Origin of the sequence: [Scytonema hofmanni] UTEX 2349 (assembly GCF_000582685.1) — a bacterium.
In the GTDB taxonomy this organism is placed as follows: Bacteria; Cyanobacteriota; Cyanobacteriia; order Cyanobacteriales; family Nostocaceae; genus Hassallia; species Hassallia hofmanni.
Genome location: NZ_KK073765.1, coordinates 141,357 through 156,632 on the forward strand (window position 1 = coordinate 141,357; position 15,276 = coordinate 156,632).

A 15,276-nucleotide genomic window follows, 5' to 3' on the forward strand; every position below is an offset into this window, starting at 1 on the left:
AAGATTTTTCGCGTTCAGGATATATTGCAATGCTTGTGGGTATTGACTGTTGAAGCCTCTTTTAATTGTCAAAACTAAAAGAGGTTTCAACTTATGCTATGCTTGTTGGCTGTTGTTCAGATATGCTTTAAATCGTTGGACTATGGCTTTGATTTCTTGTGCAGCTAGTACAGCAGCGAAAGTATCATTTGCTAGTTCTTGGTTAATAAACATCCCATATTCATTTTTAGGACTTTCTTCGATTTGTCCTCCCGCATCATTTTCAATTTGTTCTCCTAATTCTTCCAAAGTTTTTAATTGTTGCTGAAATAGTTTGCGATATTCCATGTATTCAACAAATAATTGTAAGTTGTATAATATTAAGAGCGTTAGCTATAGCTGCGGTTTTATTTGAACTAATAACTAACTCTCCCTAATAAGGAAGAGTTGCTATTCTAAGCTTGTTGCAGTTGTGTTTGCTGCAACTTTTGAATGACTTCCACCCAAACTAAGGCTTTCTTTCCATTGATGGGTGTAAGCTTTTGCCAGTGTTCCTGTAACTGTGTCTGCGATAAGTGGGGTAACTGTTCCTTTGCCCAGTTAATTGCGTCTTGGGCAGTTTTCCAATCCTTCCAGGGTTGAGTTTGGGAACTACTCTTTGTGGTTTGAACTATCTCGATAATGGTAGCTTCCATCCACAGGTGCGCGTTTTCATCTCGCATGAGATTTTGACGTGCCATCAGGAGTGCGATCGCACTGTGGATGTGGTTAACGCTCCACGATTTGGAGATTGTTGTAAGGGAATTCCAGGTTTCCTCTTCCAGTTGGGTAATATTTCTGCCATCGGGGTTGGTTTTGCAGACAAGCAGGTCTTTTAGAAAGCTGACAAGGCTTGTGTGAACAGTGATTGGGTGCTTGCCGCATTCAATCCAATCTTGGAGAATGCCTAAATTGTCTGTAATTTGTCTAAGAGTGATATTTTCAAAGAAAGTGACTAAATCGTATTCGGGGATGATACCCGATAGTTCCCATACCCAATTGGGAGTGATTTCCTCTTCTCCCAGCAAGGTTAGTTGGTCTAAAAGTTTGAGTGAGTCGCGCAAGTGTCCCTTGTTTGCTTTGGCGACGGCTGTTAATGCTAGTGGATTGATATTTATACCTTCCTGGTGGGCAACTTTTTCTAGGTAATTTACAACTAGTGAGAGGGTAACCCTTCTAAAATCGAACTTTTGGCAGCGGGAGGTAATAGTTTCTGGGACTTTGTGTACCTCGGTGGTACAGAAGATGAACACAATATGGGCTGGTGGTTGTTCTAATGTTTTGAGTAATGCTTGCCACGATTGGTGGGAAAGGGCATGACATTCATCTATAATTAGGATTTTGTACCTACCCTCGATTGGTTTAAGTTGAAGGTTGGATACTATCTCGCGGATGTTATCTACTCCAGAGTGGCTGGCGGCATCAAGTTCGGTTACATCGAGAGATGAGGAGTGGGAAATAGTCTGACAAGAATTGCACTTGCCACAGGGTTCGGTTGTTGGTTCTTCTGTTGATTGACAGTTGAGAGATTTGGCGAGAATGCGCGCTGTACTCGTTTTACCCGTACCCTTGGGACCCGTAAGTAGATAGGCTGGGGCAGTCTTTTTGAGCAAGATCGCATTATTCAGGGTGCGTACAATATATTCTTGTCCGACTATTTGTGAAAGTTGCTGGGGGCGATATTTGAGATGCAGTGGTGTGTACATATTTGAGAAAATCAAATTTTATAAATGGATTTGTGTATAGCCAGTAAAAATGCTGGCTATATTTGTTGGTCTATAAGGCTGCTGTTTCTACTGGTTTTGCTTCCTGCTTGCGCTTGCGGGATTTTGACTTGCTGGTGCTAGCTGTATCAGACGGGGATGTTTCTGCTATGTTGGTTGTTTCATTAGATACCTCTTGTTCGGAAATATCTACTGTTTCACTTTCTGGCTTGGAAGTGGTGGCAAGATTTTCTGGTTTATCGAAATCCTGCACGTCTACGGGCATAATTAGTGTTAATTGGTCGAGCAATCCACCTACAGGAGAAATGATGACTGGTTGGAGGGGTTTGTTAAATCTGAATAGGATTTCATCGGTTGAAATGTGTTTGAGTGCTTCTTGTAGATAGCTACTGTTTACCCCAATACCGATGTTTTCCCCTATACTGGTTTGGGTTTTCATAAGTAAAGAATCTACCGCATCGCCAATATCAGTATTACCCGTCATTAATGTTGCTTGTTGATCGTTCACCTCCCACAGGATTTTGACAATCTTGTGTTTTTTCTCTGCGAAATGGCTGATTCTTTTGAGAATAATTTCCATACCCTTGCGCTCTACAATTAGCTCGTTGGCAAAGCTTCTAGGTATAAGGTTGTTAACACGGGGAAATTCTCCTTCTAACAACCTGGATGTCAGTTCTGCATTTGGCAAGATAAACTGGATGGTGTTGTTTGCAACTTTGAGCGTACAACTGTTATTTTCGGCTGTTGTCGCCAAGATTTTTCCCAACTCGGTGAGGCTTCTTCTAGGAACTGTGAATGATAGTGGTTCGTAGTTTCGCTCCAGCTTGGAAGATACAAACGCAAGGCGGTGTCCGTCGGTGCTGGCGCAACTCCAATTTTCACCTTGTAACTGAAAATGTACGCCTGTGAGGATGAGTTTGGTTTCGTCTGCGCTGCTGCAATACAGACAAGCTTCCAAGGCAGCTTGTAGCTTCTTGCTAGGAATGCTAATTTCGGTAGGGTTTTCTGTTTCTGGGATGCTTGGAAAATCTTCGGGATTTCCTCCTATAATCCGACATTTTCCCGTGCTGTGGCTGATAACACAGGCGCGATCGCTTACTTCAATATCCAGTTCGCCGCTTCCTAGATTGTTAACTGTATCGACTAGTAGTTTGGCATTTAAGGCGACTACACCTGAGCGTATAATATTAGTTATCGCTGTAGTTTTGATACTTACATTCAGGTCAGTACCAATGACGGTAAGTCTGCCCGAATCCGAGGCTTCGATTAACAAGCTTCCGAGTATAGGGTCTACTGGTCTTGTGGATATGCCGTTTTTGGCTGTTTCTAAGAGTTCCGCCAGTACAGATTGAGTAATTATTAGTTTCATGGTGTATTTTGCCAGGGCATGATTTGTAAAGTGCTAGCGTGTTAACTAGCACCCTTGAAGTTTTACAAATGGTTAGTAGGGCAATTTGTCTAATTCGGATGAATTAGCTGGTGAGATTCCGACTGTTTCTACTGCACTTGGTAGTAGTAAATTATTATCTAGACCTGGAATTGCCATAGGTTTGTTGGGTTCGAGGGATTCCCATACGTAATTCTTAACGTCGGCTTTAAACCCTACGAAGTAGTTTTGCCATGTTTCTAGGGTTGGGGTTTCGTGTTCGACTACCTTGCAAGCAAAACTTTTTTGTTTGGTTCCAGCTTGTTCTCTAGCTGTTTTGAAGCAAAAGATTCCTAGAGAATAAAACAGGGTATTTTTTTGTTTGGCTGGGATACCATTAATAATTGAATGGCAAGTGTTTAATTCTTTGCAGAATTCTTGCCAATGAGTGGCAAAGGATGCTTGATTTGCGCCCATTGCCTTATAAGTTAGGGGAATTTGATGCAGGGGTTGATTATTTTTGTCTAGCAGGAAGACTTGAAAATACTGTAGGTTGCCAATATTTTCGTCTTCTTTCATTTCGAGAGTGTACTTACCTAAAATTATTGTTGACGAGTTTGCTTCTTGGGATTGCTTTCTATCAAATCCCAACACTGGCGATTTGGGACACACCAACATTCTGGGATTTTGGATAAGAATACCCTTTTCTTCAGCACCGCTAGACTCAAACGTGTAGGTTATGAGTTGCTTGTCCTCAAAGTCCATCCAACCAGCATTTGCCATTTGGTCTACACTTATGAAATACCCGCAGGTTTGTGAGGTAGTACCGCGAAGTGCTTGGATGCGAGGGAGTCGTGCATTTGGGTCTAAAAACTCAGGCGAACAAAATTCATCTTTTTCTGTTACTTGAGGAATTGTTGTTGAATGAGTTTCGGCAGTATTACTTTTTGTTTGAGTTTCATTTAAATTGGCTTGACTTTTAGCCATACTTATCCTTCTTGAACTAGTTCATATACCCTGTGCATTTGCATATGCCGTGATAAAAAATAAAGTTGCCTGTTATAAACAAGTAACTTTAAAGTTCATCTTGGAAGTATTATTTAAGTAATATCTTCTAACCCCTATGAATATTCTCCTTCTAAATACTCATTTTTAGTCTTAATAAGTTTGTGATATGTTTTTTCTAAATTGCTGATTAATTCTTGAAGAACTAACGTGGTTTCAGTAGTGAAAGTTAGACTCACTGTTGTGCCAATTGAATTATGTATTGCGACTGTTTGTTCATCTGGACTACCGTACACTGTGACGCTACTTTCTTTTCCAGGAATAAATCTGTAGGATGTGATTGTCTGAATTGTCATTTTACTTCTTGGCTATTTTGGTTTTTTTTGCAACATTTGGTTAACTAAATTAGTGATATTACTTAGCTTTAAACTAGCTAGTTTGCACTTGCTTACAGTATCTTCTAACTTCTAAATCTTGCTATTCAAGTATTTTGTAGCTAATGTGCTTTTCTCAGATGGGGAATAGGTATGTTATATACCTATTCCTATTTCCATCAGGCAGTATGCAATGCGTTTGTAATACATTAAGGCTTGTATATTTTGATGATGCGGGTGGCTACGCTTGTGGGGTTATTTGATTGCAAAAAGGCATCTTTAGGTAGAAACTCGTCATATAAATTCCAATTTTCTAGCCATTCTTTAAAATCCTTATATTTATTGTTGAAGAATACCGACTCTGGAACTATTGCTATTATGATTCCTCCGGAATCAATTAACTTCCACGCATGGTAAATATGTTCAATTAATTGAGAGAAGGGAGGGTTCATAATGATATGAGAGTATAAACCTTCGGCTGTACAACCTAGAAAATCTCTACCTACTAAGTTGAACCCTTTCAATTCGAGGATTCTACGTAGAGTTGGGTTAATCTCTACTACTTCTAAATTGGCTTGAGGATATTTCTTGAGTATGGATTCGGCAATGCAGCCAGAGCCAGCGCTGGGTTCAAGTATGCGAGAGTTTTCATTAATTTCTGCTAACTGAATTAAGCGATCGCAAACAGGAGGTGGGCTGGAGAAAAAGTCTCCTGATTTCATTCCAATGATTTTTAACTCCAGCCGATTTAGCTCTTGTTGAGTAGTATTAACCTTATCAGGTTTAACAACTTTCTGAATTTCAGCTATCGCAGACATAATCTCGCCTGCGGTGCAAATACTTGCGCGGTTGAGAGACTTTATCCTATCTTGATAATACTCATTGGAGAGAATTTCTTCTACCTCTTCGAGAGTTCTTGCTCTTTGAGAGATTTTGTACAGGGCTTCTGCTTGGGACTTTTGGGAGATGCCCCGCAGCACTTCGGGGGTATTTCCCACAAACCACATTTGGGCTATAGCAAGTAACCAAGATTGGATTGTCTGTAGTTCTACTCCTTCGGCGATAATTGATTGAGCAATTGTTTTGCGGCGTTTGGTTGCCCGCTGTTTGTTTATGGCAGGATTGAGCTTATTGTCAATTGATTGTTGCATCGAGGTGGCAAGTTCTTGCAGTTTTGCGGCTTGCTTCGGGTTGGGAGTGTTGAGATTGAAGGTGTATATTTCGCCGGGGGTTGTATGTTCTGGGATTATTTTAAAGAGCGATAGTTGCATTTTCTTGTAGATCCTTGAGCGCGCATTTGACAATGAGTGATTCTTCTGTACCCCAGACTTTTATTTCCCAAGGAGTATTTAGGCGTTCACTTGGGCGAATTACAGCTTTAGTGCATTTGTCCTTACGGGTTATCCATATAAGGAAGCTTTCGGCTTTTTCCTTAGAGTTAAACCCAAAGTAGGTAGTTTTTCTTACTCCCGTAGGGCTGGTAATGGTGGCGACTCGCGGAGATAAAATGTTAAGTGTCCAACCATCGGGGGTAAGTTCAACTTTTTTGACTTTAATTTCTGGGGAGTTCATAATTCAACTTCAGGAATGGCATCTAGATATTCTTTAGTTGTAATTTCCCTATTCATCCACTTGTGATGGGTAATTTCTAAACTTTCTTGCTCAACTTCTTGTTGAATTTCCTCTACCGCAAACTGTGTAATAATAGACAAAAGTCTTTCCTTGAAAGCTATGTGTTTTTCTTCTGAATAGGTGAATTGGTAAACATTGGCTGTGTTGACGAACAAGTAGATTAGATTAACTTTATCCGCTGTAAATTGGTTTTTTTCATAGAGTAAGAATAATCTTAGTTGAGTATGAAATGAATTCTCTAACGACTGAAAATTTGATGGTTTCTGGATAGTCCAGTCTAGTCCAATTACCTGTTGATCCTGATAGATGATTAAGTCATAATTAGCGTGGACTAACTGTGAATTGTAGAGATACTGCGCTTCGGCATTCCATTGTTTGTTACCAGGAATTTCTATAAATGGTAGCAGCACTTCTACCCACTTGCCTAATTGAGGATATGCCTTTAAAAATGGTTCTACAGGTAGTCCTAGCCCAATTTGCTGCATGATGATGTGAAACTCGCCACCAAGTTTTTCACCTTGGCTAATTGGTGATGTACGTATGGTGTTTTTGCCTGAACTTTTACTTTCACATTCAAGCTTTTCTAACAGACTTGGATTAAATCTGTCCATAATAAAAATCTGTCCTAAGAAATACTCAGGACAGATATGTGTTAACTGTTGTGGTTGTTTTCCTTTAGACAATGTGATATTTATCTAAGTTTTTAACTGTGGTTTGGATGCTGCGACAAGACATAGGAATTAGGTTGAAGTAGCTAACAAACTTGGTTATTTTTCCTATTAGGGTTAACTCTAAAAGGTATTGGGATGCAATGGCTGATGTCATGCGGTTTATGAATAGAGTTTGGTGATTAAGTATTTGAATTTCCGCACACGAGAGGTTGTTGCTGCTGAGTTCTTCAGGCTTTGGGATTAGTAATTCGGGATGTACCAGCGCTGGGGATGGTAGGTGTTTCCAGAATGCGGGTTTATCTGGGTTATTGGAGGCGCTTACAATATTGAAATCAGCGTGGGTTCCTAATATAACTTGTCCTGATAGTGAACTGTTACCGCAGTCTAGCCAGAATAAGTCAGCTTGTTCGTCGCGTGGGCTGTTATATTTTAAACACGAGTGAATTTGTGCCCTGGTGGCAGCATTGTCCACACAGCCGATGATAATTGTGAGGGTATTCCACTTGTAATTTTCTACATGGTTAGGGGAAAACCAATCTGAAATTGCTGTTACTTCTACCCCATATTTGGCACTGCACCTGGTGGCTAGACATTGTGCTTTGGGAAAACTTATCTCAGATGGTTGGTAATTTTGGCGTGCGATATTTTTAGGTTCGACGCTATCTCCATCGATGATGGTGAGGTTAGCCTTTTTCTCGTTTTGCTGTAGCTGTACTATCAGGCGGCAAACATCTTCGGCAAGATACCCCCCTGTACCACCAGCCCCTACTAAAATAAAATTTACTTTGCGGTGGGGACGGGGGAGAACGGGTAAGAAAAATTCTGTGTCGATTTGTATCATAACTCAAATATCAAATTAGGGTCAATTTCAAGGAAGTGGTTGTATGCCCCTACGCGGGTGTAGATGGTAGGCTTTTTGTCAACTGTGCCGATAATTCCGAATATGCGGAACTTTCCTGACTCCTCTTGGTTGTCTTGGTTGCTGGGGATTGCTCTCATACAGCCGTGTGAGTGGATTTCAACCAATGTTTGGCTGTATCTGAGGTTTGTATTTTCTAGCGATCGCACATGAGTTGAGGATGCTTCTTGTGCTGGTGTGTGACACCACCATTGGCTATTTGCAACCCCCAAATAAAAAAGGATTTCTTGATGGGGATTAATCCGCGCAGCATTGATGATGTCTGCAATTATGCTTGTTGGCACTTTCGGTACATTTAACTTGAAATAGGGTTGTATTTGTGCCAATCCTGCTATGTGAGTATGGGCGATTTGCAGGCATATTTCTAATTCTGGGCGGTGCGATCGCGCATATATTCCATCAGATGCAAGCCAGTATTCCTGAAGCTTTTGGCTATAGGGGGGAAGGTTGTGACTGACAGCGTAGTTATAGCTGATGAAGAGGTTATTCATGTTGGAATAGATACTTGGGTATATCGTTTGGCGTTTTGATTGTTTGATACTCTCTAACGATTAATTCCTTTGCTGGAAAGGATTTTGTGTTTCGTAGGCTGATCAACAAGTCGCAGACATTGTGGGTGTGTGATTTTGACTTGTTTTGGCTGAAGTCTTGGTTGAAAGGGCTGTTCCAGAACAATTCCCAGGTTTTATTGATTGAGTCGGGATTACAAGCAGGTGGAATGTTCCTACCGAAGCAGATTTTATTTGAGTCGTCCCAAATATTTGGTAACGGCGCTTTGTATAATTGACAATCCTGCTTGAAGGTTCTTCCTTTAACTGCCCATAAGTAGTAGCTACTGTTGCATCCAGCGAATATAAATGCTGGCATGGGAATAGTTATTGTATTGTTTCCTTCTGGGGTTTGTATTGAGACTGAATATTTTTGAGGCGGGTAAAATTGAATAATACCTTCTCCATTTGGTGTTATCTCCCACCACAGCGTATTGCGAGATAACCATCCTGAATTTACAGTTTTGGCTGTAAACGCTTTTTCCACAGCTTCAGGCGATATAAATTTATGCTGTGTTTTATTACCTTCTTTTTCTATCAGTACAAACTGTCCTTTGAGAATGATTAGATGCCCTAAAATTTCCTGTTGTGGAATGTTATCCAGTATGATTTTAGTGTTTAATCCTGTATTTATATGGCAGCTTGATTCCATATTTTGACTACCTTCTTTCGATTGGCTATTGATACTTCTATCCAGTCTGATAACTCTTTAAATTGGTTTAGGATGATGCTGGCTTCTTGCCATTTATCCGCGATAAGTAATACATTTTCTTCGCTCCACTCCCACCAATATCCAGTTTCATAGGTTGTGTCTAACCAAATATTCCCTGTTGAATAGTCGATAACACTCAGGCTAGGTACTAAATATTTGATTGGTGATTTTAACTTGTTACAGATTTTCAAAAGTTTTTGAAAGTCTATATTTTCCGCATCTGCTATATAATCAGGTTTAAACCCAAATTCTTCTTCCCAATATTCAAGGCTATATCCATTACCCACAACAGAGAGTAAGAATTTTTCGTTTGCCTCTAAATCTTCAAAGTTATCATTCCACCATTCAAGTCTTTGTGGTAATATAACTATATTTTCATATTCTTCGTATGTTTCTATTTCATCAATAAATTCAACTGGAAACAACTTTGAATTTACTAGGTGAATAAATTCAATTTCTCTATCTGAATATATGCAATCAGGATGTGTCTTTCTGTTTATAGGTGTTTTTGACTTATCCCATTCTTCTGCAAATAGTTTTTGATATAAACTGAGTAAAGTTGCTTTTTGAGAGAAGTTTTCCAGATAGGTGATTGTTTCTGTACAGGTGATGGGTATTTTAAATAGTTCTAGTGATATCATGATGAACGATAACTGCCGCTAGTGTGGATAGCGGCGTTGCTTAACTACAGTACGGGATAATTGCTGGATGTAGGGGGTTGCTGTCTGAGGGACTTAAAAACCTTATTTGTATATGTTTCCCAGTTTTCTCCCATTTTGATTGTCTGATTTATTTGTGAGCGCATACTAATTAAAACTTCTAAAGTTAGTTTATTTTTTATTTCTAGAAGCTTCAATTCCCAAGCTAATACAAACGCTGGGTTAATTTGTTCGGGTGCTAATTTGAGTTCTGTGATGCAATTTCCCTTGGTTCCAGCGCGTTTAACAAGTCTTATTTCGGTTGTTTCTCCTGTAATTGTACGAGTGATTTCGGCATTGGCATATTCTGGAAAATAAGTGCTGATTGCCAGTCTTAGCTTGTTGTCATCTATTGCTGTATCTGGTGGAATAGGAACTTGCTGCCCTTCGATAATAGCGATATAATTCATGGGGATTAGAATAGTGAAAGTTGTTGTTTATCCGACTCGGTTGGATGAGAATTATTAGATAATTCTCGTTTTTGTACTTGTTTACGCTCCTGGGATTGATTAATATGATTAATAGCAGTTTTTCTTTTTTCGGCGGCTTCAATAATCTTAGGTAAGGCTACCTCTAATTCTTGAATACTTTGTTGAATGATGGTTTGTTGGGTTATTTCCTGATAGCTAGCATTTTTGATAATGGGAGGTGCATTTTTAATACCAATAGAGAAAATAGCCTGTTGCTCGTCTGGATAAATTTGGATGGTTATTAGATAAACTTTAGGGTTTGATATACTGTTGCTGTTATCTTCATAGTCATCTGTTTCATCACTATCTTCTAAGCTATTGTTGTTACTAGAATTCAAATCATTACTGTAACTAGCTTTGGAGTTAGTTACACTTTCTTGCTCTTGATTGTTCATGAGAGGTTGGCAAATTTTGCAAGGGTACGAATGGTAATGCCTGTTCTGCGGAAAGACTGCCATTTGTAGGCACATTCTCCTGGTTTGTATTTGGGTGATAGCTGACTCCATATGTCCCAGGCTTTTAGTAAGGTAGGGCTGACTGATTTAAGTGCCATTCCAACTTGAATCCAAGTTGTATAGTCAGAAGCGAACCTGGGATGTATGACTTCTAAGAATGTAAGTGCAGCTTGAATATTGGTTTCAATGTCGGGGTATAAGTTTACGCATCTGTTTGCCTGATGTGTGCGGTTAGATTTTTCCTGGAGAGAACTCGATGGAGAATGAATTACCCTTTTGTTCTCCTGCTTTAATAGCATTTGGGCTATTACCCAATCTGGTGCGATCGCAACTTGTTTTTCTTGGGGACTGCAACCGGTAACCCACCGATAGTATCTTCCTTCTGGGTGGTAAGAAGGAGGTAAAACTGACGCATGATTTTTACCTCTAAACTCCAGATTTGAGATTTTGCTAGACTTGATTGATGATTTTTCAGTGATTAAGTATAGAAGTTGGCGCTTGTATTCACCTCCAGAGGTGAATGCGACAGTCGCCGGGAGGTATGCAAGTGCGCCTTCGTATAACTTTTGGGGAGAAATTTTGTCTATTTCACCCTCTTCTAGTTTTTTGTTGAGGATTAGAATTTGACCCCAGGCGCGGGGTCCGTCGCAATCGATAGCCACGATGTGTCCTTCGGGTTGGTTATCGCCGCAGACAATAGCAACCCCAGTGGCAGGTGTATACCTCTTCCCCGACCAAATTTTGCATCTAGTACGAATGAGTTCGGCTTGTAGCTGTTTGGGTGAGTAAGTTTTATACTGCCATTCTTTTCCCCCCAGAGGTCGCTTGCCAAATGTGGGTATAACCCTCCATCTGTCGGGTAGTGTTTCCAGGGACGAGATAATTTTACGTGCCTGGGCGTGCATGATTTCATTTGATTCCTACTAGTTAACTTTAGTAACTAGATGCATGAGCTTTTGGTGGTGGTTAGCTGTATTTTGGGCAAGCAGTTATTACTACTTGCCCTATGTTTTAAGCTAATCGTTGACTAAGAGCATTTTCCACTTGATAAGTTCCAAGAGTGCAGTTTGCATCATAGGGGAAAGTGGGAAATTCCGGGAATTTATTTATAGCTTTTGTTACCCTACACATCACCATTGTTCCCTCCCTTCCCTTTTTGTTTAGTAAGTGATGATAGCTGATGACTTCAAATTCATTGTTACCTGCTTCAAATTTGCTTTTTGCGTGTAGGGAAATAGCCTTTTCCCAATTGGGTTGCCATGACATAAGGGTATTGATTGCTTTTTCTCTAAATGTCGTGTTATCCATGTAATTAAGAATATCCGATACACAACTCTCCCTTTTAGCTATAACTTCGCGAGCGTAATTAATTAACCAGTATTCTGCTTCTTGAAGTAGGGTGCGTGATTTTCTATCCAGGCATATTTCGTCATGGCTTTTTGCCATTACATATGCCCGTTGCTCAAAAACCATACCGTTAAGGCGCATTTTTAAATCAGATGGATAAAAGGTCATCAAATCAGCTAATTCATCACTAATTGCAGGTAAGGGATATTTGATCGGGGGATAGATTTTGACTTGATATCCTAAATTTACTGCATGTTCAACTATTAGGTGAATATCGGATGCAGGGATACAATCACCTATTTGGTAATTTTTATCCAGAAGTAAATATGTTGGCGCATGAACAATTTGGAATTTTTGAGGTGATTGTTCGCAGTCAGGAACTAGCTCTACGTACATAATACTAACCAAATTATTTTTTATTTGGTTAGGCGTTAGTTAGTGTCGTGATTTTGCTATTGCAGTGTTGTGTAAAATTTTTTAGTAATGTAATAGACTTCATATAAAAAGTTCTGCTCTATACATTAAGAGCAGAACTTTTTTTAGACGATTCGTACTTCTTGTTGGATTAAATTTTGAAGTATAAGTAATCCAACTTGTTTGGAGATTGCTGTATTGTCATCGGGGCATCTGTAAATAACAGTACAGTTTGAACATCCGTGCTTGCATGGACAATTTTCCACTAAGAACCTTGCCCTCGATACGGCTTTTTCCAGATATTGAAATAGTGTATTGCACATTCCGGTTCCTCCCTCAACTGTATCGAAGAAGTAGCCGAGTAAGTTAGGCTGAGTTGGTTCTTCATAAAGCATAAAGTCAATATCTTTACTACTAGCACCATGTTCAACTAATGGTAATGCTAGTATAAGTTGATGTGCTAGACTGTGGATACAAATGTCGGTTTCTTTATATTCAAATAACTCCCTCTCCTCTTTTGGAATGTACTTCTGATTCTTTATTGTTAACCTAATTTGCTCTACTTTTGACTTGAAGAAATTTCTCGCTTGTCGGTCTATCTCAATTTGCAAACAACTGGTAGAACAGCTAATAGTCAAAGCTTCCTTATATAATACTTCTTCTACTAGTTGGATTATGTCTTTATCTGTGAGTTCGCTGTTGCATATGGAACAGTTTTGTAGTTTACTTGCTAGAGATTGATTGTGGTTTCTGCAATCTTGATTTGGACAAGTCCATTTTGACTCTCGATTGTATAATCTGTATCCGGACACTGACTCAGAGATGTTACATATTTTAGGAGTAAGTTTTATTACTCCCATTGGCAGTTTGATTGACTTTGCTTCCCCAGTAGTTTTAACTTCCTCAAATTTAATTAATCCTTGAGGGCGGGTAAATAAATTTGTTTGTCCAATAGGCTTGAGGAAAGCTTGCCCTTCTTGGATTTTTAACTCTGATGATTTATACCAAACTGGATTACCATCAAAATCCTGGGCTGTATAAATTGCATTAGGGTATACTTCTCTTAAAGCAGTGTTGACCGCACTTTGTTCAAACTCCTCCCCAGTTGAGGTGTTGATATAGTTGATATTATTGCTTCTGCTCCCCCTAATCTTGATATCGCCGTGTACGTAACCTAAATTGCGGGCGCACGCTAGCTTGCTGTTGAAGCTGTACACGAGCTTGTTTTCTTGAAGAAGTTGGTTTGCGATCGCAAGTCCAGTTTGTCCGAAATGCTTGCTGATTTGGTTGATTGTCGGGCGTGACTCTTTGCAGCAGGCTAGAATATGGCACGCGAGTAGATTTTCAAAATTGGGGTTGAAGTTGATCACCTCCGGTGGGTCGGTTAACAACCGTTCGGGATTTTTCGAGTAGTAAGAGTCTAAAATAGACTGTTTGGAAGGTATGAAGACAACTAGCCCTTCTTCCTTTCTGCCAGCACGACCTGCCCTTTGCCGGAAGGATAGGATACTGCCAGGATACTTGCAAATCAGGACGGCATCAATACAGCCGAGGTCTAACCCGGCTTCGAGAGCTGACGTTGACACGATAAATTTGATTTCCCCAGATTTGATATCTGTAATGATTTTCCTCCTTTGGTTGTTTTTCAAATTGGCGTAAAATGCAGAAATACTATTTTTGAGGTGAAATAACCCATTTTCAGTTAATATTTTGCGGATTGTTTGGGTTAGGGTTTTAACCATTTCTCTGCTGTCGCAAAAGCATATTCCCACCACATCTTTACTGACAAGTGAAGCTGCTATTTCGGCGGTTGCGTACAAAGTACTATTCTGGGGTTTGAGACTGATAAATGTGGTTTCAGCTTTTCTTGCACCGCTTTGGCTAATTACTGTAAAATTGCTTTTACGGTTGGAAATCTTTTGGGCTATTTCTTGGCTATTGCTGATAGTAGCTGAGGCAAAGATATATTGTAATTTAAATATATCACTTCCAGCTAGTTTTATCATTAGTTGAGTGCGACGGTTTAGCAAAGCGAAATTGCTACCAAAAATACCACTATAGTAATGAGCCTCATCAACCGTGATTATGGAAATTTTGCGTAGTGTTTCAATGAAGTTATAGTTATCAAATTGGTAGTTGGTAAGCTCGTGATTCCAAACATCGGGCGTGACGCAAATAATCGAGGGTTTATGTGTATAAAGCTTTTTGCGCTCTTGAGATGGAGTATCGCCATTAATATTTAGAATTGCGGGACGGATAGGCTCTGGTAGGAGATTGATAAACTCCTTTATTTTCTGCTCTTGGTCAAATGCAAGAGCTTTGAGGTTGAAGAAGATGATACATGAATTGCCTTTGAGACATTCGTGAATAACTGGAAGTAGGAATGAAATCGATTTTCCACTACTTGTTGGAGTTTCGAGAATGATATCTGATGATTGGTTGTATGCTTCCCATGCTTGAATTTGATGGGAGTATAATTGATTGATTCCTAATTGAGTGAGAGCCTTACTTACTGCTGGATGGACATTTTCTGGTATTGGTTGATGGTTTGCCGCTTGTTCGGGAATTATATCGCAGTGGGCGAGTTTATTTCTACCTTCTAGCTCAGATGCTATTTGTTGATAAATTAAACTTCTTGGAGATAGAGCATTTTGAACCGGGCTAAGATTTCCTTGTTCTATTTCTTCCCTCCAATTGAAGATAACTTGGCTAATATTCCCTTTTATGAAATAGAGATTTTCGCCAATAATTGTGCTAATTTGAATTGTTCCGTACTGTTTAGAGTAAATGCTGCGACTTGGTTGTAACCACTCTGGTCTGTTGTTCATAAAAAACTACCTACTTATTGTTTGTAACAAGTAGGCGTTAGCGATGGCGGTGGTTTTTATGCAAGCAAATTATAGTCATTAATTTGTGGCTTTCA

The 15,276-nt window shown here is 39.6% G+C and carries 17 protein-coding genes; all 17 read right to left on the reverse strand.

The features are described 5' to 3' along the window. Nucleotides 1-96: 96 nt before the first annotated feature. Nucleotides 97-327 carry a hypothetical protein gene (locus TOL9009_RS0103410; protein WP_029631167.1) on the reverse strand — a complete coding sequence of 77 codons (231 nt, stop codon included), beginning with the start codon at nucleotides 325-327 and terminating at the stop codon, nucleotides 97-99. Between the two features lie 107 nt (nucleotides 328-434). Next, nucleotides 435-1,724 carry a DNA polymerase III subunit gamma/tau gene (dnaX, locus tag TOL9009_RS0103415; RefSeq protein WP_029631169.1) on the reverse strand — a complete coding sequence of 430 codons (1,290 nt, stop codon included), beginning with the start codon at nucleotides 1,722-1,724 and terminating at the stop codon, nucleotides 435-437. A gap of 70 nt (nucleotides 1,725-1,794) precedes the next feature. Further along, nucleotides 1,795-3,111: a DNA polymerase III subunit beta gene (gene dnaN, locus TOL9009_RS0103420; protein WP_029631171.1), complete on the reverse strand. Its 1,317-nt coding sequence runs from the start codon at nucleotides 3,109-3,111 to the stop codon at nucleotides 1,795-1,797. Between the two features lie 72 nt (nucleotides 3,112-3,183). Continuing rightward, entirely contained in the window at nucleotides 3,184-4,095 is a 912-nt protein-coding gene (locus TOL9009_RS0103425) for a DUF5895 domain-containing protein (RefSeq protein WP_029631172.1), read from the reverse strand. A 134-nt stretch (nucleotides 4,096-4,229) separates the two neighbouring features. Continuing rightward, on the reverse strand, nucleotides 4,230-4,469 hold the full coding sequence (locus TOL9009_RS0103430) for a hypothetical protein (protein ID WP_029631174.1): 240 nt from the start codon (nucleotides 4,467-4,469) through the stop codon (nucleotides 4,230-4,232). A gap of 227 nt (nucleotides 4,470-4,696) precedes the next feature. Then, entirely contained in the window at nucleotides 4,697-5,758 is a 1,062-nt protein-coding gene (locus tag TOL9009_RS0103435) for a DNA methyltransferase family protein (protein WP_029631176.1), read from the reverse strand. Next, the gene (locus TOL9009_RS0103440) at nucleotides 5,739-6,059 is read right to left on the reverse strand and encodes a hypothetical protein (RefSeq protein ID WP_029631178.1); all 321 of its coding nucleotides are present in this window, start codon (nucleotides 6,057-6,059) and stop codon (nucleotides 5,739-5,741) included. Before TOL9009_RS0103440 ends, TOL9009_RS0103435 begins: the two co-directional genes overlap by 20 nt. After that, nucleotides 6,056-6,802: a hypothetical protein gene (locus tag TOL9009_RS0103445; protein WP_242055160.1), complete on the reverse strand. Its 747-nt coding sequence runs from the start codon at nucleotides 6,800-6,802 to the stop codon at nucleotides 6,056-6,058. Before TOL9009_RS0103445 ends, TOL9009_RS0103440 begins: the two co-directional genes overlap by 4 nt. Then, nucleotides 6,795-7,631: a ThiF family adenylyltransferase gene (locus TOL9009_RS0103450; RefSeq protein WP_029631182.1), complete on the reverse strand. Its 837-nt coding sequence runs from the start codon at nucleotides 7,629-7,631 to the stop codon at nucleotides 6,795-6,797. Before TOL9009_RS0103450 ends, TOL9009_RS0103445 begins: the two co-directional genes overlap by 8 nt. Continuing rightward, nucleotides 7,628-8,200, reverse strand: a complete 573-nt coding sequence (locus TOL9009_RS0103455) for a Mov34/MPN/PAD-1 family protein (RefSeq protein ID WP_029631183.1) — start codon at nucleotides 8,198-8,200, stop codon at nucleotides 7,628-7,630. Before TOL9009_RS0103455 ends, TOL9009_RS0103450 begins: the two co-directional genes overlap by 4 nt. Beyond that, nucleotides 8,193-8,909 (reverse strand): hypothetical protein, encoded by a 717-nt coding sequence (locus TOL9009_RS0103460; protein ID WP_199341280.1) that lies wholly within the window; start codon nucleotides 8,907-8,909, stop codon nucleotides 8,193-8,195. The genes TOL9009_RS0103455 and TOL9009_RS0103460 overlap by 8 nt, the downstream gene beginning before the upstream one ends. Continuing rightward, nucleotides 8,888-9,610 carry a hypothetical protein gene (locus tag TOL9009_RS0103465; protein WP_038295917.1) on the reverse strand — a complete coding sequence of 241 codons (723 nt, stop codon included), beginning with the start codon at nucleotides 9,608-9,610 and terminating at the stop codon, nucleotides 8,888-8,890. The genes TOL9009_RS0103460 and TOL9009_RS0103465 overlap by 22 nt, the downstream gene beginning before the upstream one ends. Nucleotides 9,611-9,654: 44 nt before the next feature. Further along, nucleotides 9,655-10,077 carry a hypothetical protein gene (locus TOL9009_RS0103470; protein ID WP_029631188.1) on the reverse strand — a complete coding sequence of 141 codons (423 nt, stop codon included), beginning with the start codon at nucleotides 10,075-10,077 and terminating at the stop codon, nucleotides 9,655-9,657. A 5-nt stretch (nucleotides 10,078-10,082) separates the two neighbouring features. After that, a complete protein-coding gene (locus TOL9009_RS0103475) occupies nucleotides 10,083-10,532 on the reverse strand; it encodes a hypothetical protein (RefSeq protein ID WP_029631190.1) in 450 nt (149 codons plus the stop codon). Then, nucleotides 10,529-11,497: a bifunctional DNA primase/polymerase gene (locus TOL9009_RS0103480; RefSeq protein ID WP_029631192.1), complete on the reverse strand. Its 969-nt coding sequence runs from the start codon at nucleotides 11,495-11,497 to the stop codon at nucleotides 10,529-10,531. Before TOL9009_RS0103480 ends, TOL9009_RS0103475 begins: the two co-directional genes overlap by 4 nt. A 106-nt stretch (nucleotides 11,498-11,603) precedes the next feature. Then, complete coding sequence (locus TOL9009_RS0103485) at nucleotides 11,604-12,347, reverse strand: hypothetical protein (RefSeq protein ID WP_242055158.1); 744 nt, start codon at nucleotides 12,345-12,347, stop codon at nucleotides 11,604-11,606. Nucleotides 12,348-12,478: 131 nt separating this feature from the next. Continuing rightward, a complete protein-coding gene (locus TOL9009_RS42940; RefSeq protein WP_029631195.1) occupies nucleotides 12,479-15,181 on the reverse strand; it encodes a DEAD/DEAH box helicase in 2,703 nt (900 codons plus the stop codon). Nucleotides 15,182-15,276 lie beyond the last annotated feature (95 nt).